The 17015-nt window shown below is 59.4% G+C and carries 14 protein-coding genes and 1 pseudogene; 6 read left to right on the forward strand and 9 right to left on the reverse strand.

Annotated elements, in window-relative coordinates; genetic code table 11:
• Nucleotides 1–27 precede the first annotated feature (27 nt).
• The 3 genes from ACCD03_RS13425 to ACCD03_RS13435 form a co-directional block, all read right to left on the reverse strand.
• Nucleotides 28–735, reverse strand: a complete 708-nt coding sequence (locus tag ACCD03_RS13425) for a hypothetical protein (protein ID WP_413411958.1) — start codon at nucleotides 733–735, stop codon at nucleotides 28–30.
• Entirely contained in the window at nucleotides 719–1504 is a 786-nt protein-coding gene (locus tag ACCD03_RS13430) for a hypothetical protein (RefSeq protein WP_413411959.1), read from the reverse strand. Before ACCD03_RS13430 ends, ACCD03_RS13425 begins: the two co-directional genes overlap by 17 nt.
• A 202-nt stretch (nucleotides 1505–1706) precedes the next feature.
• Nucleotides 1707–2411, reverse strand: a complete 705-nt coding sequence (locus ACCD03_RS13435; protein WP_413411960.1) for a hypothetical protein — start codon at nucleotides 2409–2411, stop codon at nucleotides 1707–1709.
• A gap of 99 nt (nucleotides 2412–2510) precedes the next feature.
• Here ACCD03_RS13435 and ACCD03_RS13440 point away from each other — a divergent pair, with 99 nt between their 5' ends.
• Nucleotides 2511–3416: a restriction endonuclease gene (locus ACCD03_RS13440; RefSeq protein ID WP_413411961.1), complete on the forward strand. Its 906-nt coding sequence runs from the start codon at nucleotides 2511–2513 to the stop codon at nucleotides 3414–3416.
• 260 nt (nucleotides 3417–3676) lie between these two features.
• Here ACCD03_RS13440 and ACCD03_RS13445 read toward each other — a convergent pair whose 3' ends face one another.
• The 5 genes from ACCD03_RS13445 to dnaA form a co-directional block, all read right to left on the reverse strand.
• Complete coding sequence (locus ACCD03_RS13445) at nucleotides 3677–4966, reverse strand: site-specific DNA-methyltransferase (RefSeq protein ID WP_413411962.1); 1290 nt, start codon at nucleotides 4964–4966, stop codon at nucleotides 3677–3679.
• A gap of 1 nt (nucleotide 4967) precedes the next feature.
• Nucleotides 4968–5840 (reverse strand): bstEII, encoded by an 873-nt coding sequence (locus tag ACCD03_RS13450; protein WP_413411963.1) that lies wholly within the window; start codon nucleotides 5838–5840, stop codon nucleotides 4968–4970.
• A gap of 221 nt (nucleotides 5841–6061) precedes the next feature.
• Complete coding sequence (gene gyrB, locus ACCD03_RS13455; protein WP_316678698.1) at nucleotides 6062–8590, reverse strand: DNA topoisomerase (ATP-hydrolyzing) subunit B; 2529 nt, start codon at nucleotides 8588–8590, stop codon at nucleotides 6062–6064.
• A gap of 115 nt (nucleotides 8591–8705) precedes the next feature.
• Complete coding sequence (dnaN, locus tag ACCD03_RS13460; RefSeq protein ID WP_092974203.1) at nucleotides 8706–9821, reverse strand: DNA polymerase III subunit beta; 1116 nt, start codon at nucleotides 9819–9821, stop codon at nucleotides 8706–8708.
• A gap of 276 nt (nucleotides 9822–10097) precedes the next feature.
• On the reverse strand, nucleotides 10098–11684 hold the full coding sequence (gene dnaA, locus ACCD03_RS13465; RefSeq protein WP_413411964.1) for a chromosomal replication initiator protein DnaA: 1587 nt from the start codon (nucleotides 11682–11684) through the stop codon (nucleotides 10098–10100).
• Nucleotides 11685–12313: 629 nt separating this feature from the next.
• Here dnaA and rpmH point away from each other — a divergent pair.
• The 4 genes and pseudogenes from rpmH to yidC all read left to right on the forward strand — a co-directional run bounded on the left by rpmH (nucleotide 12314) and on the right by yidC (nucleotide 15035).
• Nucleotides 12314–12448, forward strand: coding sequence for a 50S ribosomal protein L34 (gene rpmH, locus ACCD03_RS13470; protein WP_003262958.1), 135 nt, complete (start codon nucleotides 12314–12316; stop codon nucleotides 12446–12448).
• Between the two features lie 62 nt (nucleotides 12449–12510).
• Nucleotides 12511–12933, forward strand: coding sequence for a ribonuclease P protein component (gene rnpA / locus ACCD03_RS13475; RefSeq protein ID WP_253536468.1), 423 nt, complete (start codon nucleotides 12511–12513; stop codon nucleotides 12931–12933).
• A pseudogene (gene yidD, locus ACCD03_RS13480) lies at nucleotides 12930–13226 on the forward strand (membrane protein insertion efficiency factor YidD); the annotation flags it as partial. The gene rnpA and the pseudogene yidD, both read left to right, overlap by 4 nt.
• 147 nt (nucleotides 13227–13373) lie before the next feature.
• Nucleotides 13374–15035, forward strand: a complete 1662-nt coding sequence (gene yidC, locus ACCD03_RS13485; protein ID WP_092974192.1) for a membrane protein insertase YidC — start codon at nucleotides 13374–13376, stop codon at nucleotides 15033–15035.
• Nucleotides 15036–15108: 73 nt separating this feature from the next.
• Here the strand turns inward: yidC and ACCD03_RS13490 are convergent, their stop codons facing one another.
• On the reverse strand, nucleotides 15109–15507 hold the full coding sequence (locus ACCD03_RS13490) for a VOC family protein (RefSeq protein WP_260798415.1): 399 nt from the start codon (nucleotides 15505–15507) through the stop codon (nucleotides 15109–15111).
• A 59-nt stretch (nucleotides 15508–15566) separates the two neighbouring features.
• On the opposite strand from ACCD03_RS13490, the gene mnmE reads away from it, so the two are divergent.
• Nucleotides 15567–17012 (forward strand): tRNA uridine-5-carboxymethylaminomethyl(34) synthesis GTPase MnmE, encoded by a 1446-nt coding sequence (mnmE, locus tag ACCD03_RS13495; RefSeq protein WP_413411965.1) that lies wholly within the window; start codon nucleotides 15567–15569, stop codon nucleotides 17010–17012.
• Nucleotides 17013–17015 lie beyond the last annotated feature (3 nt).

Consider the following 17015-nt stretch of genomic DNA (forward strand, 5'->3'; position numbering starts at 1 on the left):
TACGTATATCCAACCGTCGACATCCGATTACTTCACGCCTGTTGGCTTAGACTCGGAGCGACGTGCAGCATGTACGGCGGCATGGTCTAGAAGAACAATAAAGCGCTCTACCGTGTAGGCGGCATCTAGCATGTGCACGGAAAGCATATAGAAATAGGCCAGAACAACGGTGCCCGCTCCCCAGACCACTGTGACTGCCCCTGGCTCCTTAAGCTTCAGCAACGTGACGCCGGCTGAAGCCGCTAGGGGCAGCACACCAACCTTGTCGATCGCCCCAACAATCAGGCTGATGCGCGAGCGAAGCTGTGCCGCTACGGACTTGAGGTAATCGCGCGCGAAGAGGATGTCATCTTCACTGAACCCTGATCCGATTCGCTGAACCAGAGCTCGCCGCTCAAGAATGCGAGAAGAGACCGACGTGATGAATGCACGCTCGAAGCTTCTCATCTCCATCCACGTAGCTTTTACGCCTACCAAGACAAACACGGAGGTAGCCGTCACTCCTATCACGAGAGTGGCGCCGACGACCCACGCAAGGGTAGCGATCTTCCATTGCACATAGACCCACAGTGAAAGCGCACAAAAAGCCAGGTTGGTGAGTGCAATCCACTGGCTATATTGGTGCAGGCGCGAGGGCTGCGACTTCTCGTCGCCACTATCGGCAAGCGTGCTCAGTAGCGGCGCCAGTGGCGACTCAACGGAGAGCAGGCTTGATGTTTCACTGGCTAGTTGCATGCGAGGGACTCGATGAACAACTCATCATTGATGCCGCGTCAGGCCGACATGTGGGAGCAGCTTGAGCGTCATTTCCCCCTTGCCGGTCTTTCGATGCCAATGGCACCAATCTCAAGGATTCGGTAACCAGCCCATGCAGCCGCTCCGGCCCCACGGAGACAGTGTGCAGAAGCAACAACAGCCAAAAGGCCATCAACCCCATACCCACATATATGGGGAGGCGGCTAACCGAAGGCTTCGACACAATGAGCATTGTTGGGAAACGAGTAAACCAGAGCCACCATTTGCGCGTACCTTCCATGCCTAGATCTTCTGCAACCCACGCAGTGATCGCGCCTTTAGACATCTCCAGCGGATCATTCACGCGCTTACCCAACTTGCTCATATTCTTCAGTTTAGTTTCCTGGGCTTGCGTCAAAAAATCTGTGTCGGAAGTAAAGACCTGAAAGACTTTATCGTGATTCTTAAGCTCCTCTAGGAGCCATATCTCAAGCGTCCTGTTCGCTCGCTCCCACCTGACCTGCCAGAACTTTGCTCCTGCAGCCATGCAGGTTTGCCACAGTGAGACGCCAAATCCAAGGAGACAAACAGCAAATGTGAGTATCGGTGCGGCCACCCCACCCGACTGAATCAGGCCAGCAATGACTACACCTTGGAAAATCATGAAAAAATTATTGCGCTGCGTAAGTTGAGAAATCTCAAAATTTCGCTGTTGAAGAGTTAAATCAAATGCCGCAGCAATATTTCCTGCCGGCGAATCTTCTGGCATGGTCATCTGCCCCCCCCGGTATGTAGCGCCGTGACGCGCGCAGCTAGCGCAGCCGAACTCAGTAAGGCGATTACCGTCAAGAGTCGGCACCCTGAATAAATAATCCTCGCAATAGTTATCGCAAAAACAGTGTGCGGGCACCCCTCACGGGGGGGGGCAGCGTCAACTTTCACTCGGTAGATGCACACCAACAGTCGGCCAACTACTTTGAGAACAGCTGGCCAATAAGGTCACGGACAATTTCGAACGTCCTCAGAACTCCGGGATGCAGTGTTTCTGTGCCATGGGCATACATATTGCGAACTTTGGGCAGATAGAGAATGAACGTCTCTATCCAGTCATGCTGCAAATCCTCCGGCGATGGCTGCACGCGCGAATCGTCCACCTCAAGAGAACACAATCCCAATCTCGTCATGCGATCAACTTGCTCGAGTTGGAAGCGGTGACGGGCTCTTTCGAGTGCCCAATCGGCGGCTCTTGGCAAGGTCGCGCTATCTATTAGCCCTTGTTTGCGCGCCTCAGCCAGTCTATCGCTCAGTCCCCGCAATTTCCTTGAGAGCGGCGCAGGTGTCGCGAACCTACCGGACTCCAGTCTCTCGCGCAGAGCAAACTCCAACGACGTGAGCGCCTGTTGCTCCGCTACCGCATAGAAGCGATATACAAACCATGTGTAGACCAACACGTTTCTCGCAGTATCGAAATGAACCCTCACTGTGTCGGGAACATCCTCACTAAGCGAGAGTTGCGTAACGCTTTCGAGGTGGTCTAGCAACTCGATCGCCCGAACGTTGCCAGCCTCGTCGACCAATCCACGACCTGCACTGCGAGGGTCGGGCTCGCACAGCGTATCGATTGCTCTAAGCGAATCGCACGGTTGAATTCGTGAGAAGCCGTGGTCTTCGGTCATATTTGGCAATGATGATTTTGGCAAACACACCAGGATTGATATTCGAGACTGCTGCGGTAGTATTCAGCGTCCCTTCACTGACAGTCGTCAATCCTCACAATGGCCGAGATTACCCGTGAGCGTAGTGGTGCCCTCCTGCGGAAGTTGTTTGACATACTCCGACCACATCCCGAGGGCATGCCAGCGAATAAAGCGCTTGAAGCTCTAGCGGCCTCCGAGCAACTTAGCCCGTATGAGGCCGGTGTTTACGACAGCAGCGGTGGGCGACGCTTCGAGAAGATCGTGCGCTTTGGCACGGTTGACTGCGTAAAGGCGGGTTGGCTGGTTAAGCACAAGGGCATCTGGACTGCTACTGACGCTGGATTAGCCGCATACGACGCGTTTCCCGATCCCGCCTCCTTCTACAAGGAAGCAGTCAGGCTTTACCGCCAATGGAAAGCATCTCAGTCGGGTCAGGAAGCCGCAGCGGTAATTGAGACGGCCGATGAAGCCACGTCCGACGAAGACAAACTCGTCACCGTTACATTGGAACAAGCGGAAGAGCAAGCTTGGGCTGAAATCGAACAGTATCTACATGGGATGCCCCCATACGACTTCCAGAACCTAGTTGCCGATCTGCTTCGTGCCATGGGGCACTACGTCGGCTGGATTTCGCCACGGGGTAAGGATGGGGGAGTCGATATTGTTGCCACCCCTGATCCGCTTGGCATTCAATCGCCACGCATCAAAGTTCAGGTGAAACGGCTAGGGACTCGCGTAGATGTGGACAACGTCCGAGCGTTTGCAGGAGTTGTTGGAGACGTGGATGTAGGGATCTTTGTCTCCACTGGAGGTTTCACGCGTGACGCGGAAACGTACGCTCGAAACCAGGAGCGCAAGAAAGTTACGCTTATCGATCTGGAGCAATTAGTTGATCTGTGGATTAAGTTTTACGGGAAGCTCGACGACAAAGGACGAGCACGGTTCCCCCTCACGCCGATCTATTTTTTAGCCGCAGGAGCGTGACGCGCTAAAAAAGTGCACGACGCTCGGTTGGCTTAAACTTGGATGGTAAGCAAGGGAAAGGGTTGAAGCAGCGTAGAACGCGTTGTGAGTGCGGTGAGCAAGACAATATGGAAAAGACCGCATGGATAGGTGATTGTTGCCGCGAAAAAAAAGAACCGCCCAAAGGCGGCTTTTTCACAAGAAGAAATATGGTCTTACATAATACCAGCATACCACTGCAACACGCCTCACCGCACTGCAGCATGAGCGATTTCTGATTTTCACCCTTCCAAAGCTTTTTCCACTTTCTTTTTCGAACGTGGAGCATTTTTTTTTGCCTTTTCCACTATAGGCTCGTACAAGACAAAATCAGTAATGGGGTTGTGCAACGGGAGTTTGCTTTGCTTTTTATTGTTGACAAAATCGCCCATCCGCTCAGTCCCAAGCTCAAAACGATGCAACGTTGTCCTAATCGCCTCGTCACTGCGGTCAGCACCAATCCAGCGCCGCCCTAAGCTTGAAGCAACTGCCAGCGTAGTCCCGGAACCGGAATAGCAATCCATAACCAAATCCCCTGGATTGGAAGAAGCCTCAATAATTCTCGCTAAAAGCGCAGGGTTTTTCTCAGTTGGATAACCTGTAATATGGACATTTTGATTATGGGCATCACGCATATCCATCCAAATATCTTGAACCGGGATACCCATACTGTTTTCGAGGTAAATCTTCCTACGGGGATTGCCAGTGGGGGACCAGTAAATTTCACCCCGCGAATCCATTTCATCTAGAGTTGCAGGGGTATATTGCCAGTGCTTACCCGGAGGGGGCAACCTCCCTCGCCACTCTTTACCGGTCTCCCCATTTCGAATTCCAGGCGCGTGAACGGGCACTTTCTTATAACGACGCCCGTCAGAATCAACGTATTGATACTCCCTCTTTGCACGTTCGTCATCCCAGGCTTCGACTGATCGATTCCAAACGTAAGTATCCCCTTTTGTGTAGAACAGGATGTAATCGGCAACGTTTCCGTAAGTTTTTCGAGTGTAATTTTTCGGATTGCACTTCTTCCGCGTTATGCAATTCCTAAAGCCTTTTACCCCGAATATTTCATCAAGAATCACGCGCATATGAAATATCATGCGCTCATCAAGGTGCAGGTAAAGCGATCCATCATCAGCTAGTAAATTGTGGATCAATATTAGACGTTCACGTAGCGACTCAACGAAAGCCGGACCCACCAAGTGGTCATCATAAGCGTGCATTTGCTTGCGCGACTCGAATGCAGCTGCAGTCGCAAAGGGTGGGTCGATATAGACAAGCTTCACCTTGCCTACAACGGCTTTGTCACGGGCAAGCGCCGCCAGCACCCCTAAATTGTCTGCATGGTACAGCCTATTTTCCGCCTCTTTTTCTTCATAAGCGGCATTGGGTGCATAGCTCCCGGGAGGGGTCGCAAGAATTTCAGCGCGTGACTTTTTACCCGCATATTCCAGCCGAAAGTCTTGAGTGCCCGCCGGCAAAACCGACCCTTCGCTGACGCGCTTTTCTCTACTTGGAATAGGAACCGCCATATTAGGACCTCAGCCATTCTCCGGAGATGCGACTCGGCACCATCCTTAGGGTAACTACCTTTACTCGCCCGGGCCATTGGTCTTCGATGTATGAATAGTCATTCCACATTGAACCAAGCAATAGGCCCGGGCCATCATTCACATATATAACTTTAATGTGCGGCATACCGTTTTTATCCGCGTAGCCGAAAATCTCTTGAGCCACTTCCCGGTACTGTCCAGTACGGTCGTCTTCCTGCGCCCCACCTCTGTCTGAATCATAACGAGCTAGACCAATAGCAAGCACTTTCTTATCTTCATAAATCACAAAATCAACAGGTCGATCGGGTTTCGGATAGTTTTTGAATACGCTTCCAAGCAGAACATCTTTCCCAGCTCTCTCCGGCCCCGTCACAACACAGCCAATGTGTTGGCTTCTGAGAACATCAAAGAGCCGCTCGGTGAGGTCATAGCCTTTTTTACCGCGATCCTTGTATTCCCACAGCACAGCACACAATGCCTCATCTGGCATGGGTCGTGCGTTAAACCTTTGTTGAACGGCAACGATGTCGCGGAATGCGTCACCAAACTGAGCGCAAATTTTTGCGACATCAGTTTTTCGCTTTAGCATTTCAACAGGTGTCTGCGGGCTAACATACTTCTTAAATACCCGGCAGAGTTGGGTTCGCATCCATTGACTTTGCGTCTCCATGATGGAGGAGAAGAAGTTCGTTGAAGAATGCGAAGTCTTCAAAAGTCGGCCAAATTCCACCAGTACGGGCTCATAGAGTCGACAAGCATCAGGCAAGATATCAGGATAGTACTCACCAGTAGCAAGCGTGATCCATGCCTCGCCTTCATCCTTATAATCTCTAAATTTCTTCTCTTCGTTCACTCCGCCTCCTAATTTTCAGCTCGCAGGCCACTTTTGTCATGTCGTCGTTACGAACCCCATGCTGCGGGATCTCCAGACAAAACTTCGCCCGGCCTGCTCAATTTACACTGAAGCAAAAAGGCCCATTAACTGGGCCTTTTCCGTGAAGATTTACCGCCTTTGCATTAATAGAATAGTGGAGCGTAGAGCAGCGTTTTACTGTCTCGAGTTACAACCACACATCAAACATCAATATTCCGCGCCACCAACGCATTGCTCTCAATGAAGTTACGGCGCGGTTCCACGTCGTCGCCCATCAGCGTGGTGAAGATCTGGTCCGCGGCAATGGCGTCTTCAATCTGCACGCGCAGCAGGCGGCGCTGGGTGACGTCCATGGTGGTTTCCCACAGCTGCTCGGGGTTCATTTCGCCCAGGCCCTTGTAGCGCTGGCGGCTCACGCCGCGCTCGGCTTCGGTCAGCAGCCACGTCATGGCGGCGTGGAAGTCGGTCACGTGCTGCTCGCGCACCTTGTCGCCAGTGCCGCGGCGCACCTTGGCGCCGTCGCCAATCAGGCCCTGGAAGGTGGCGGCGGTGCCCGACAGGGCGGCGTAGTCTGCGCCGGCCACAAAGTCTGCGTCGATATGGCTGAGGCGCTGGTTGCCGTGCTGGCGGCGCACCACCATGACGCGGTACTTCTCGCTCTTCTCGTCGTACTGCATGAATGCGTCTGCGGTGGCGCCACCGTTGGCGTTGCTGGCGTTGCCTTGCATTTCGAGCAGGCGGGCCTTGAGCGCGCGGGCGCTGGCTTCGGCTGCGGCTTCGCTGCTGAGGTCCAGGGCCACGCCTTCGGCAATGGCGCGCAGGGCGTCGGCGTCAATCACGCGTGACAGGCGCTCGATCACGCCGCGGCTGAGCTGGTACTGGCGTGCGAGTTCGGCCAGGGCGTCGCCGGCAATCTCGGTGCCGTCGGCACGCACGAGCACGGCGGTGTCCAGCGCCTGGCGCACGAGGTAGGCGGCCATCTCGACGTCGTCTTTGATGTAGCGCTCTTCCTTGCCGTGCTTGATCTTGTAGAGCGGCGGCTGGGCGATGTACACGTGGCCGCGCTCGATGATCTCGGGCATCTGGCGGTAGAAGAAGGTGAGCAGCAGCGTGCGGATGTGCGAGCCGTCCACGTCAGCATCGGTCATGATGATGATGCGGTGGTAGCGCAGCTTGTCGAGGTTGTAGTCGTCTTTGCCAATGCCGGTGCCCATGGCGGTGATGAGCGTGAGCACTTCCTGGCTGGAGAGCATCTTGTCAAAGCGTGCGCGCTCGACGTTCAGGATCTTGCCCTTGAGCGGCAGGATTGCCTGGAACTTGCGGTCGCGGCCTTGCTTGGCAGAGCCGCCTGCGGAGTCACCCTCGACGATGAAGAGTTCTGACAGCGCGGGGTCTTTCTCTTGGCAGTCGGCAAGTTTGCCGGGCAGGCCCATGCCGTCGAGCACGCCTTTGCGGCGGGTCATTTCGCGGGCCTTGCGGGCGGCTTCACGCGCGCGGGCAGCTTCAACGATCTTGCCGCAGATGATCTTGGCGTCGACGGGCGTTTCCAGCAGGAAGTCGCTCAGGGCCTTGGCCACGACTTCTTCCACCGGCAGGCGCACTTCAGACGAGACGAGCTTGTCTTTGGTCTGCGAGCTGAACTTGGGCTCGGGCACCTTGACGGACAGCACGCAGGTCAGGCCTTCGCGCATGTCGTCGCCCGAGGTGTCGACCTTGGCTTTCTTGGCGATCTCGTTGTCGGCGATGTACTTGTTGATGACGCGCGTCATGGCGGCGCGCAGGCCCGTGAGGTGGGTGCCGCCGTCGCGCTGCGGGATGTTGTTGGTGAAGCAGAGCACCTGCTCGTTGTAGGCGTCGTTCCACTGCATCGACACTTCTACGGCCACGCCGTCTTTCTCACCCGCGGCAAAGAAGATGGTGGGGTGCAGCACGGTCTTGTTCTTGTTGATGTACTCAACAAAGCCCTTCACGCCGCCCGAGAAGGCAAAGTCTTCTTCCTTGCCGGTGCGCTGGTCAGTCAGCCTGATGTGCACGCCGTTGTTCAGGAACGAGAGCTCGCGAATGCGCTTGGAGAGGATCTCGTAGTGGTATTCGACGTTGGTGAAGATCTCTTCGTCGGCCAGGAAGTGCACTTCGGTGCCGCGCTTGTCGGTGGTGCCCGACACGCGCAGCGGCGAGACTTCGACCATCTGGCCGTCCGGCGCTTGCACCGTTTCGATCAGGCGGTTTTGCGGAACGCCCTGGGCAAACTCGATGTAATGCACCTTGCCACCCTGGCGGACGGTGACCTTCATCCACTTCGACAGACCGTTCACGCAAGACACGCCAACGCCGTGCAGGCCGCCCGACACCTTGTAGCTGTTCTGGTTGAACTTGCCACCGGCGTGCAGCTCAGTCATGGCGATTTCGGTCGCGCTGCGCTTGGGCTCGTGCTTGTCGTCAAACTTGATGCCGGTCGGGATGCCACGACCGTTGTCGATCACGGAGATGGAGTTGTCCGTGTGGATGGTGACCTGGATCTCGGTGCAATGCCCGGCCAGCGCCTCATCAATGGAGTTGTCCAGCACCTCGAACACGAGGTGGTGCAGGCCGGTGCCATCCGAGGTGTCGCCGATGTACATGCCCGGCCGCTTGCGTACCGCCTCCAGGCCTTCCAGGATCTGGATCGAGGCGGCGTCATAGCTGTGGGCCTCGGCGGGGGTGGATTGCGGTTTCTGCTCTTCGGTCATGTCGTTCTGCTCGCAGCCATGGGCGTTTTGCGCACACAGCGGGGTTGCTTAAAAACGGCGAAGGGGCGGATCGTCACGATCCAGCCCCTCGTCTTGCTCTGGGTGCAGCGGTGCGTCAAATGCGCATCGGCATGACGACGTACTTGAAGGTGTCGTCGTCCGGCAGGGTGATGAGCGCGCTCGAGTTGGAGTCGCCCAGGCTCACCTGCACTTTTTCGGCCTTGAGGTTGGCCAGCACGTCCAGCAGGTAGGTGACGTTGAAACCGATATCCAGCGCGTCGCCCTGGTAGTCGATTTCGAGTTCTTCCTGCGCTTCTTCCTGGTCAGCGTTGGTGGAGCTGATCTTCAGGACGTTGGTGTCGAGCATGCAGCGCACGCCCTTGAACTTGTCAGTCGTCAGGATGGCCGTGCGTTGCAGTGCGCTCTGCAGGAACGTGCGGTCGATCGTGAAGCTGTTGCGGTAACCCTTCGGGATCACGCGCTGGAAATCCGGGAACTTGCCTTCGACCAGCTTGGAGATCAGTTCGATATTGCCGAAGGTGAACTTGACCTGGTTCGACGCCAGTTGCACCGAGACGGGATCGTCCACGTCTTCCAGCAGGCGTTGGAGTTCGAGAATGGTCTTGCGCGGGATGATGACTTCCTGGCGGCCGCCGGCGCCTGCCGGTTGCTCGCCGGTTTCAACGCCGCAGTAGGCCAGGCGATGGCCGTCGGTGGCGACTGCCATGACTTGCTTGCCATCGACCACCAGCAGCATGCCGTTGAGGTAGTAGCGGATATCTTGCTGGGCCATCGCGAAGTGCACCATCGCCAGCAGATGCTTGAGCGTCTTCTGCGGCACCGTGATGCGGGCACCGAAATCGGTTGCCTCTGCGACGGTCGGGAATTCTTCGGCGGCCAGCGTCTGCAGCGCAAAGCGGCTCTTGCCGGATTGCACGGTCATGCGCTTGTCGTTGAGCGTGAGGGCGACTTCGCCGTCGGGCATGGCACGCAGGATGTCGACCAGCTTGCGGGCGGCCACGGTGGTGGCCACATCGCCGGTGCCGGCGCCGCAATCGGCGTGCGTGGTGATCTGGATTTCGATGTCGGTGGACAGGAAGGAAACCCGTTCACCTTGCTTGGTGATGAGCAGATTGGCCAGGATGGGCAGCGTGTGTCGGCGTTCCACGATGCCGCTCACGATTTGCAGCGGACGCAGCAGGTTGTCTCGCGAGGTTTTGACCAATTGCATGAAGGCGATCCTTGGCTTGAGAGGTGACACCGCGCGCGCCCCAGCCTAGGCCACACGGGCCGGTGCCTGCAGGAGCATTCGCGATTAACCCAAAGTTGTTGTAAATCAAGGGGTTAATCACAAATTATACCGCAAATAAGGGGGCGCTGGATAGCGTCACGCGCGCGGCAAATATGTCTATTGTGCATGAAAAGACGCCCGCATTCGAGCGGGCGTCTGTCGAGGCTTGATTCAGGGCGAATGGCGTTGCCATGCGCTCTGCTGACCATCGTGCGGTCAACCCTTGAGCGTTTGCTCCAGCACGTGCAACTCGTGGTTGAGCTGGGCGTCCTTGGTGCGCTCGTCGGCGATCTTTCGCACGGCGTGCAGCACCGTGGTGTGGTCGCGTCCGCCGAACAATTCGCCAATCTCGGGCAGGCTCTTCTGCGTGAGCTCCTTGGCCAGATACATGGCGATCTGACGCGGGCGCGCGATGTTGGCCGGCCGCTTCTTGGAGTACATGTCCGCGACCTTGATGTTGTAGAAATCCGCGCAGGTCTTCTGGATGTTTTCCACCGAGATCTGGCGGTTCTGCACGGTCAGCAGGTCTTTCAGGGCCTCGCGCGTGACCTCGATCGTGATCTCTTTGCCGTGGAAATTCGAGTACGCCAGGATCTTGCGCAGCGCGCCCTCCAGCTCGCGCACGTTCGAGCGCAGGTGCTTGGCCACGAAGAAAGCCACCTCTTCCGGCACGATCACATTCTCGGCCTGCGCCTTCTTCATCAGAATCGCGACGCGCATCTCCAGCTCGGGCGGCTCGATGGCCACGGTCAGGCCGGAGTCGAAGCGCGAGATCAGGCGGTCATCGATCCCGGTGATCTCTTTCGGATACGTATCGCTGGTGATGATGACCTGGGCGCGGTTGGCGATCAGCGCTTCGAACGCGTAGAAGAACTCTTCCTGCGTGCGGTTCTTGCCGGAGAAGAACTGGATGTCATCGATCAGCAGCAGGTCGAGCGAGTGGTAGTACCGTTTGAAATCGTCAAACGCCTTGCGCTGGTACGCCTTCACCACATCGGACACGTATTGCTCTGCGTGGATGTAGCGGATGCGCGCGCGCGGGTTCTCCATCAGCATGAAGTTGCCAATGGCATGGATCAAGTGCGTCTTGCCCAGGCCCACGCCGCCGTACAGGTACAGCGGGTTGTACGACTTGCCCGGGTTGTTGGCGACCTGGATAGCCGCAGCGCGCGCCAACTGGTTTGCCTTACCGGTGACGAAGTTGTCGAACGTCAGGATCTGATTCAGCCGAGAGCGCTCGTGCACGGAATCATCCACCGGCACCTGCGGCGGCGCGGCCTGGCTGGTGACCACGGCGGGCGCCTGCGGCATGCGGTACGACTGGGCCCTGACCTCGGTGGCATCCATCACGGGCATGTCGATATCGGCGGCAGCATGGCCGGCCGTTGCAAGCGAGGCTTCGCGATACACGGCCGGCGCGGCGCGCAGATTAGCCGCGTCATGCGCGGCACCGTTGCCGGCCGACATAACCTGCCGCGGTTGAATCTGCTGCGCGCCCAAAGGCTGCATCGGCACCGGCGCGAGCGACGGCTGCAAGGCCGCCTGGCGCTGGCCGGCGGTCGGGTCGAGCACGAACTGCACGTCGACCGTCGCCTCCCAGTAGTCGCACGCAAGCGACTGGATGCGGCCAGAGAACTGGCTCTTGACCCAGTCGAGCTTGAAGCGGTTGGGCGCGGCAATCCGCAGCGTGCACGCCTGCTCGTCAAACGACAGGGGTGTCAGCGGCTTGATCCACGTCTTGAATTGTTGCGGAGTCAGCTCACTCTCGAGCTGAGCGGACGCCGCATGCCAGAAATCCTGCATCGTTATCGTTAGGTGTTTGACCGGCGCCACACGCGTCTGTTGACGTCCCCGGGAGGGCCGGCCGCCGGGCTCCTGGCGCAGGCCAGAAACCGGGTGGCTTTCGTTATTGGAACGGGATTGTACCCCCGGCGGAAAGTTATCCACAAAGGATAAGTCTGTGGATAACCTGTGGACCTGCTGTGAGTAGCGGTGGACAACCGATTTTGTTGACTCGCCGCAAACCCAGCTACGACAAGGCTTTGCGCAGAGCACACCAAGCCGCACAAGGCGATGGGGACAACTCATCGCAGGGTGAATTTCGGGCCCCGAGCGCACGTTATCCCCAGTCAGAAAGGCTTGACAGATGCGGAAAATGCCGTTTAAATGCCGGGTTCTGCGATGCGCAGCAGGGGAGCGCACGCTTGTTCGTGTCAGATGCGGGGCGAGAACCACTTCGTCGCGACTGATCCGGCTTAGGCCCGATGCTCTCGGTGCCCGATGTTCCGGTGACACCCTAGACCTGAACAACATAGCGCACGGCAGTCTGCGTGGGCGATTTCTCTGACTGAATCGACACCAGGCCGCGGCGGTAGCCCTAGGCCCGGCGCGTGCGGCAATGTCCGCACCACCCATTAACAAGAGAGTGCATCATGAAGCGTACCTATCAACCTTCCGTTACCCGTCGCAAGCGCACCCACGGTTTCCGTGTCCGCATGAAGACCCGCGGTGGCCGTGCCGTGCTGAACGCACGCCGCGCCAAGGGTCGTAAGCGCCTGGCCATCTAAAGACGGCCGCGCCGAGGGTGGCGGCTCATAGCCGTTACCTGTGGCTTTGCGGCACGCTGGCGATGGGCCTGCACGCCTACCCCAAGGCCGCGAGGCTGACAAAAACGGATGAGTTTTCATCCGTTTTTGCTTTACGGCCTGTCCGGCGTAGTCGTCACTTCGTGCTGTATGTGCGCGCCAACGGCGCCCCCCAAGCGCGCCTGGGCGTGGTAATCGGCAAGAAATTCGCCAAGCGCGCTGTCGAGCGCAACCTCATCAAACGGCAGTGCCGCGAGTTGTTCCGCCTGCGGCAGCCTTTGCTGGGCGGCCGCGACGTGCTGATCCGTCTGCAGGCCAAGTTTCCGCGCCAGGACGTGCCCACCGTGGCCGCCTTCAAGCGCATCTGCCGCGAAGAGCTGGTGCATCTCTTTGAGATTGCCACGCGCCCGCTGCCGGCGCCCCCTGCCGCCGCACCCTCCCAGCCCACCGCTGGGAGCACGCCATGACGCGCGTGCTGCTGTTTCTGCTGCGCATCTACAAAGTGGCGTTCAGCCCGTTTGTGGGCGCGCAATGCCGTTTCCTCCCGACCTGTTCTGACTACGCGCGCGACGCCGTGCTCACTCACGGGCCGGGTTACGGCAGTTATCTTGCGGCAAAACGTCTATGCCGCTGCCATCCGTTCGCACAAGGCGGGTATGATCCTGTGCCGCCCGCCGCTGGCGACGCTGTGCCCCGCTCCAACGATCCCGCATCGACCGACGCGACCGCAGCTGACTCCCAGCCTGCGCGGCCGTCGATCCAGGCAGTGCCGGAAAACGTAGCGAGCAGCCCGAGGTTGGACCGAGAAGCGCAACCGTACAAGGGTACGGAGAGCATCGCAGGTTCAAGATCGGGCTGCGCAGCCGTTTTTCGGCGCTGGCTTCACCTTCCCAGACCGTAATCCGACATGGATATCAAACGCACCATTCTCTGGGTGATCTTCTCGCTGGCGGTTGTCCTGCTGTTCGACAACTGGCAACGCGCGAATGGCCACCAGTCGATGTTCTTCCCGACGCCGCAAACGGCCACGACGGCCGCCGCGCCGGGCAGCACGCCCGCAGGCGACGTGCCGAACAGTGCCACCACGGCAGCCGCCGCCGGATCGCAGGCCGCCCCGGCCACGGGCGCTGCTTCGCAGGCACCGGCTTCGGAAAAGATCGTCATCTCGACCGACCTGCTGCGCGCCACCATCGACACCGACGGCGCTATCGTCACCAAGCTCGAACTGCTTGACCAGAAGGACCACGATGGCAACCCGATGGTGCTGTTCGACCGCAGCGTCGAGCGCACCTATCTGGCGCGCTCCGGCATCATTGGCGGCGACTTCCCGAATCACACGACGGTGTTCACGGCATCGGCGGGCCCGCGTGACCTGGGCACGGGCAACGATGTCTCCATCACGCTGACGGCCGACAAGGGCGGCGCCAAGCTGGCCAAGACGTATGTCTTCAAGCGCGGCAGCTACGTGATCGATACGCGTTTCGACGTGACGAACGACGGCACCGCGCCAATCAACCCGACGCTGTATCTGGAACTGGCCCGTGACGGCGGCGCTGTGGAGCAATCGCGCTTCTACAGCACGTTCACCGGCCCGGCCGTGTACACCGACGGCGACAAGTTCCACAAGATCACCTTCGCCGACATCGACAAGGGCAAGGCGCACGTGCCGGCCCCGACCGACAGCGGCTGGGTGGCGATGGTGCAGCACTACTTTGCATCGGCCTGGATTCCGGCTGATAACGTCAAGCGCGAGTATTACGTCAACCGCGTCGACACCAACTTCTACCGCATCGGACTCCAGGAGCCGCTGGGCACGATCGCACCCGGCGCCAGTGTGTCGGCCACGGCCCGCCTGTTTGCCGGCCCGCAGCAAGCACGCATGCTTGAGGCCATCACGCCGGGCCTGGATCTGGTAAAGGACTATGGCTGGCTGACCATCGTGGCCAAGCCGCTGTTCTGGCTGCTCGAAAAGATCCACGGGCTGCTGGGCAACTGGGGCTGGTCGATCGTCGCGCTCACGGTGCTGATCAAGCTGGTGTTCTTCCCGCTGTCGGCCACAAGCTACCGGTCGATGGCCAAGATGAAGGACCTGCAGCCGCGCATGACGGCCATCCGCGAACGCCACAAGGGCGATCCGCAGAAGATGAACCAGGAAATGATGACGCTGTACCGCACCGAGAAGGTCAATCCGCTCGGCGGCTGCCTGCCAATCGTGATCCAGATTCCGGTGTTCATGGCGTTGTACTGGGCGCTGCTGTCGTCGGTGGAAATGCGCGGTGCGCCTTGGATCGGCTGGGTGCACGATCTGTCCGCGCCTGACCCGTTCTACATCCTGCCGGTGCTGATGGCCGTGTCGATGTTCGTGCAGACCAAGCTGAACCCGACCCCGCCGGACCCGGTGCAGGCCAAGGTCATGATGTTCATGCCGATCGCGTTCTCGGTGATGTTCTTCTTCTTCCCGGCCGGCCTGGTGCTGTACTGGGTGGTGAACAACTGCCTGTCGATCGCGCAGCAATGGTCGATCAACCGCATGCTGGGTACCAACAAGAAGGCGGCACCCGCCAAGTAAGGCGAATGCGCTTCAGCAAAAAGGGCACCTCCGGGTGCCCTTTTTTACGCCTCCCTGAAACGCTTCAAGCGCTTCAAACGGGAGCGTGGCAGACGGCCTCGATGTTGTGGCCATCCGGATCGCGCACGAAAGCGCCGTAGTAGTTCGGGTGATAGTGCGCGCGCACGCCGGGTGCGCCATTGTCGGTGCCGCCTGCGGCCGTTGCCGCAGCGTAGAACGCCTCCACCTCGGCACGCGTATCAACGCGGAAGGCCACGTGCAGCGGCGGCTTGTTCGGCCCCTGCCCAGCCATTGCTGCTGAAATCCAGAACTCCGCCTTGCCGGGTGGGCCAAAACCGGCCACATCGGTGTGGCCCGTGACGGCCGCCGGAAACTCCAGCACCTTAGCCAGGCCAATGGCGCCGAGCGCCTGTTCGTAGAACCGCTTGCTGGCCTCGAAGTCGCTGACGACGACGCCGGTGTGATCGATCATCCGAATCTCCTTGGTTGGAAACTGGCGCGCAACTGTGCGGCTGCCGCACAATACCGCCCATGACCGCTGCTGACCACCCCACCGCCTTGCCGAACGCTTCCGCCGCGCCGCGCGCCCCCATCCTCACGATCCCCATCGCGGCGATTGCCACCGCCCCTGGGCGGGGCGGCATTGGCGTGGTGCGCGTGTCGGGGCCTGACGTACGCACCGTCATGCAAGCCGTGTGCGGACGCCTGCTGACGCCGCGCCAGGCAACTTACCTGCCCTTCCTCGACGCCGACGGTAACGCCATCGACCGCGGCATCGCGCTGTGGTTTCCCGCGCCGCATTCGTACACGGGCGAAGACGTGCTGGAGCTGCAGGGCCACGGCGGCCCCGTCGTGATGCAACTGCTGCTGCAACGCTGCCTGGCCGCCGGCCGCGAGATCGGCCTGCGCGTGGCTGAGCCCGGCGAGTTCACGCGCCGCGCCTTTCTCAACGACAAGATGGATCTGGCGCAAGCCGAGGCCGTCGCCGACCTGATCGAGGCCAGCACCGAAGCTGCCGCACGTTCGGCGGCACGTTCGCTCGATGGCGCGTTTTCGCAGGCGGTACATGCGCTGGTCGAGCGCGTGATCCATCTGCGCATGCTGGTGGAAGCAACGCTGGATTTTCCCGAGGAGGAAATCGACTTCCTGGAAGCCTCCGACGCGCGCGGTCAACTCGCCGACATTCGCGCGGCCGTGGATGGCGTGCTGGCGCAGGCGCGCCAGGGTGCGCTGCTGCGCGAAGGCCTGCACGTGGTGCTGGCGGGGCAGCCGAACGTCGGCAAGTCGTCGCTGCTCAATGCGCTGGCCGGCGCGGAACTGGCCATCGTCACGCCCATTGCCGGCACCACGCGCGACAAGGTGCAGCAGACCATCCAGATCGAAGGCATCCCGCTGAACATCGTCGACACGGCAGGCCTGCGTGACACGGAAGACGAAGTCGAGCGCATCGGTATCGAGCGCACCTGGGCCGCCATCGCCCGCGCCGATGTCGTCCTGCATCTGCTGGACGCAGCGGACTATCGCGCCAACGGCCTCTCACCCGAAGACGCCACCATCGACGCCCGTATCGCCGAGCACGTACCCGCCGGCGTGCCGACCCTGCGCGTCGTCAACAAGATCGACCTCTCGGGCGTGGCCGTACCGGGCCGCGTGGATTCAGAGACGCCCGAGGTATGGCTCTCGGCGCGCGAGGGCCTGGGCGTTGAATTGCTGCGCGCGGCGTTACTGGAGATTGCCGGCTGGCAGGGCGGCGGTGAGGGGCTTTACCTTGCGCGCGAGCGTCATCTAGCGGCGCTGCGCACGGCCCGCGAACATCTGGCCACGGCCGCGGAGCACGCAGATCAGCAAGCGCAATCGCTGGACTTGTTTGCCGAAGAATTGCGGCTTGCGCAGGAGGCGCTGAATAGCATCACGGGGGCGTTTTCGAGTGATGATTTGCTGGGGGTGATTTTTAGTCGGTTTTGCATCGGCAAGTGAGCA

The sequence above is a fragment of the Ralstonia sp. Ralssp135 genome (genome assembly GCF_047304345.1).
Classification (GTDB): Bacteria; Pseudomonadota; Gammaproteobacteria; order Burkholderiales; family Burkholderiaceae; genus Ralstonia; species Ralstonia chuxiongensis.

What these genes read in the sequence shown, in the direction of transcription:
- dnaA (WP_413411964.1), bottom strand. Translation starts at nt 11,684, where the DNA reads ATGCAGGATTTCTGGCATGCGGCGTCCGCTCAGCTCGAGAGTGAGCTG.
- yidC (WP_092974192.1), top strand. Translation starts at nt 13,374, where the DNA reads ATGGATATCAAACGCACCATTCTCTGGGTGATCTTCTCGCTGGCGGTT.
- ACCD03_RS13445 (WP_413411962.1), bottom strand. Translation starts at nt 4,966, where the DNA reads ATGGCGGTTCCTATTCCAAGTAGAGAAAAGCGCGTCAGCGAAGGGTCG.
- ACCD03_RS13440 (WP_413411961.1), top strand. Translation starts at nt 2,511, where the DNA reads ATGGCCGAGATTACCCGTGAGCGTAGTGGTGCCCTCCTGCGGAAGTTG.
- ACCD03_RS13435 (WP_413411960.1), bottom strand. Translation starts at nt 2,411, where the DNA reads ATGACCGAAGACCACGGCTTCTCACGAATTCAACCGTGCGATTCGCTT.
- ACCD03_RS13430 (WP_413411959.1), bottom strand. Translation starts at nt 1,504, where the DNA reads ATGCCAGAAGATTCGCCGGCAGGAAATATTGCTGCGGCATTTGATTTA.
- ACCD03_RS13490 (WP_260798415.1), bottom strand. Translation starts at nt 15,507, where the DNA reads ATGATCGATCACACCGGCGTCGTCGTCAGCGACTTCGAGGCCAGCAAG.
- mnmE (WP_413411965.1), top strand. Translation starts at nt 15,567, where the DNA reads ATGACCGCTGCTGACCACCCCACCGCCTTGCCGAACGCTTCCGCCGCG.
- rpmH (WP_003262958.1), top strand. Translation starts at nt 12,314, where the DNA reads ATGAAGCGTACCTATCAACCTTCCGTTACCCGTCGCAAGCGCACCCAC.
- rnpA (WP_253536468.1), top strand. Translation starts at nt 12,511, where the DNA reads ATGGGCCTGCACGCCTACCCCAAGGCCGCGAGGCTGACAAAAACGGAT.
- ACCD03_RS13425 (WP_413411958.1), bottom strand. Translation starts at nt 735, where the DNA reads ATGCAACTAGCCAGTGAAACATCAAGCCTGCTCTCCGTTGAGTCGCCA.
- gyrB (WP_316678698.1), bottom strand. Translation starts at nt 8,590, where the DNA reads ATGACCGAAGAGCAGAAACCGCAATCCACCCCCGCCGAGGCCCACAGC.
- dnaN (WP_092974203.1), bottom strand. Translation starts at nt 9,821, where the DNA reads ATGCAATTGGTCAAAACCTCGCGAGACAACCTGCTGCGTCCGCTGCAA.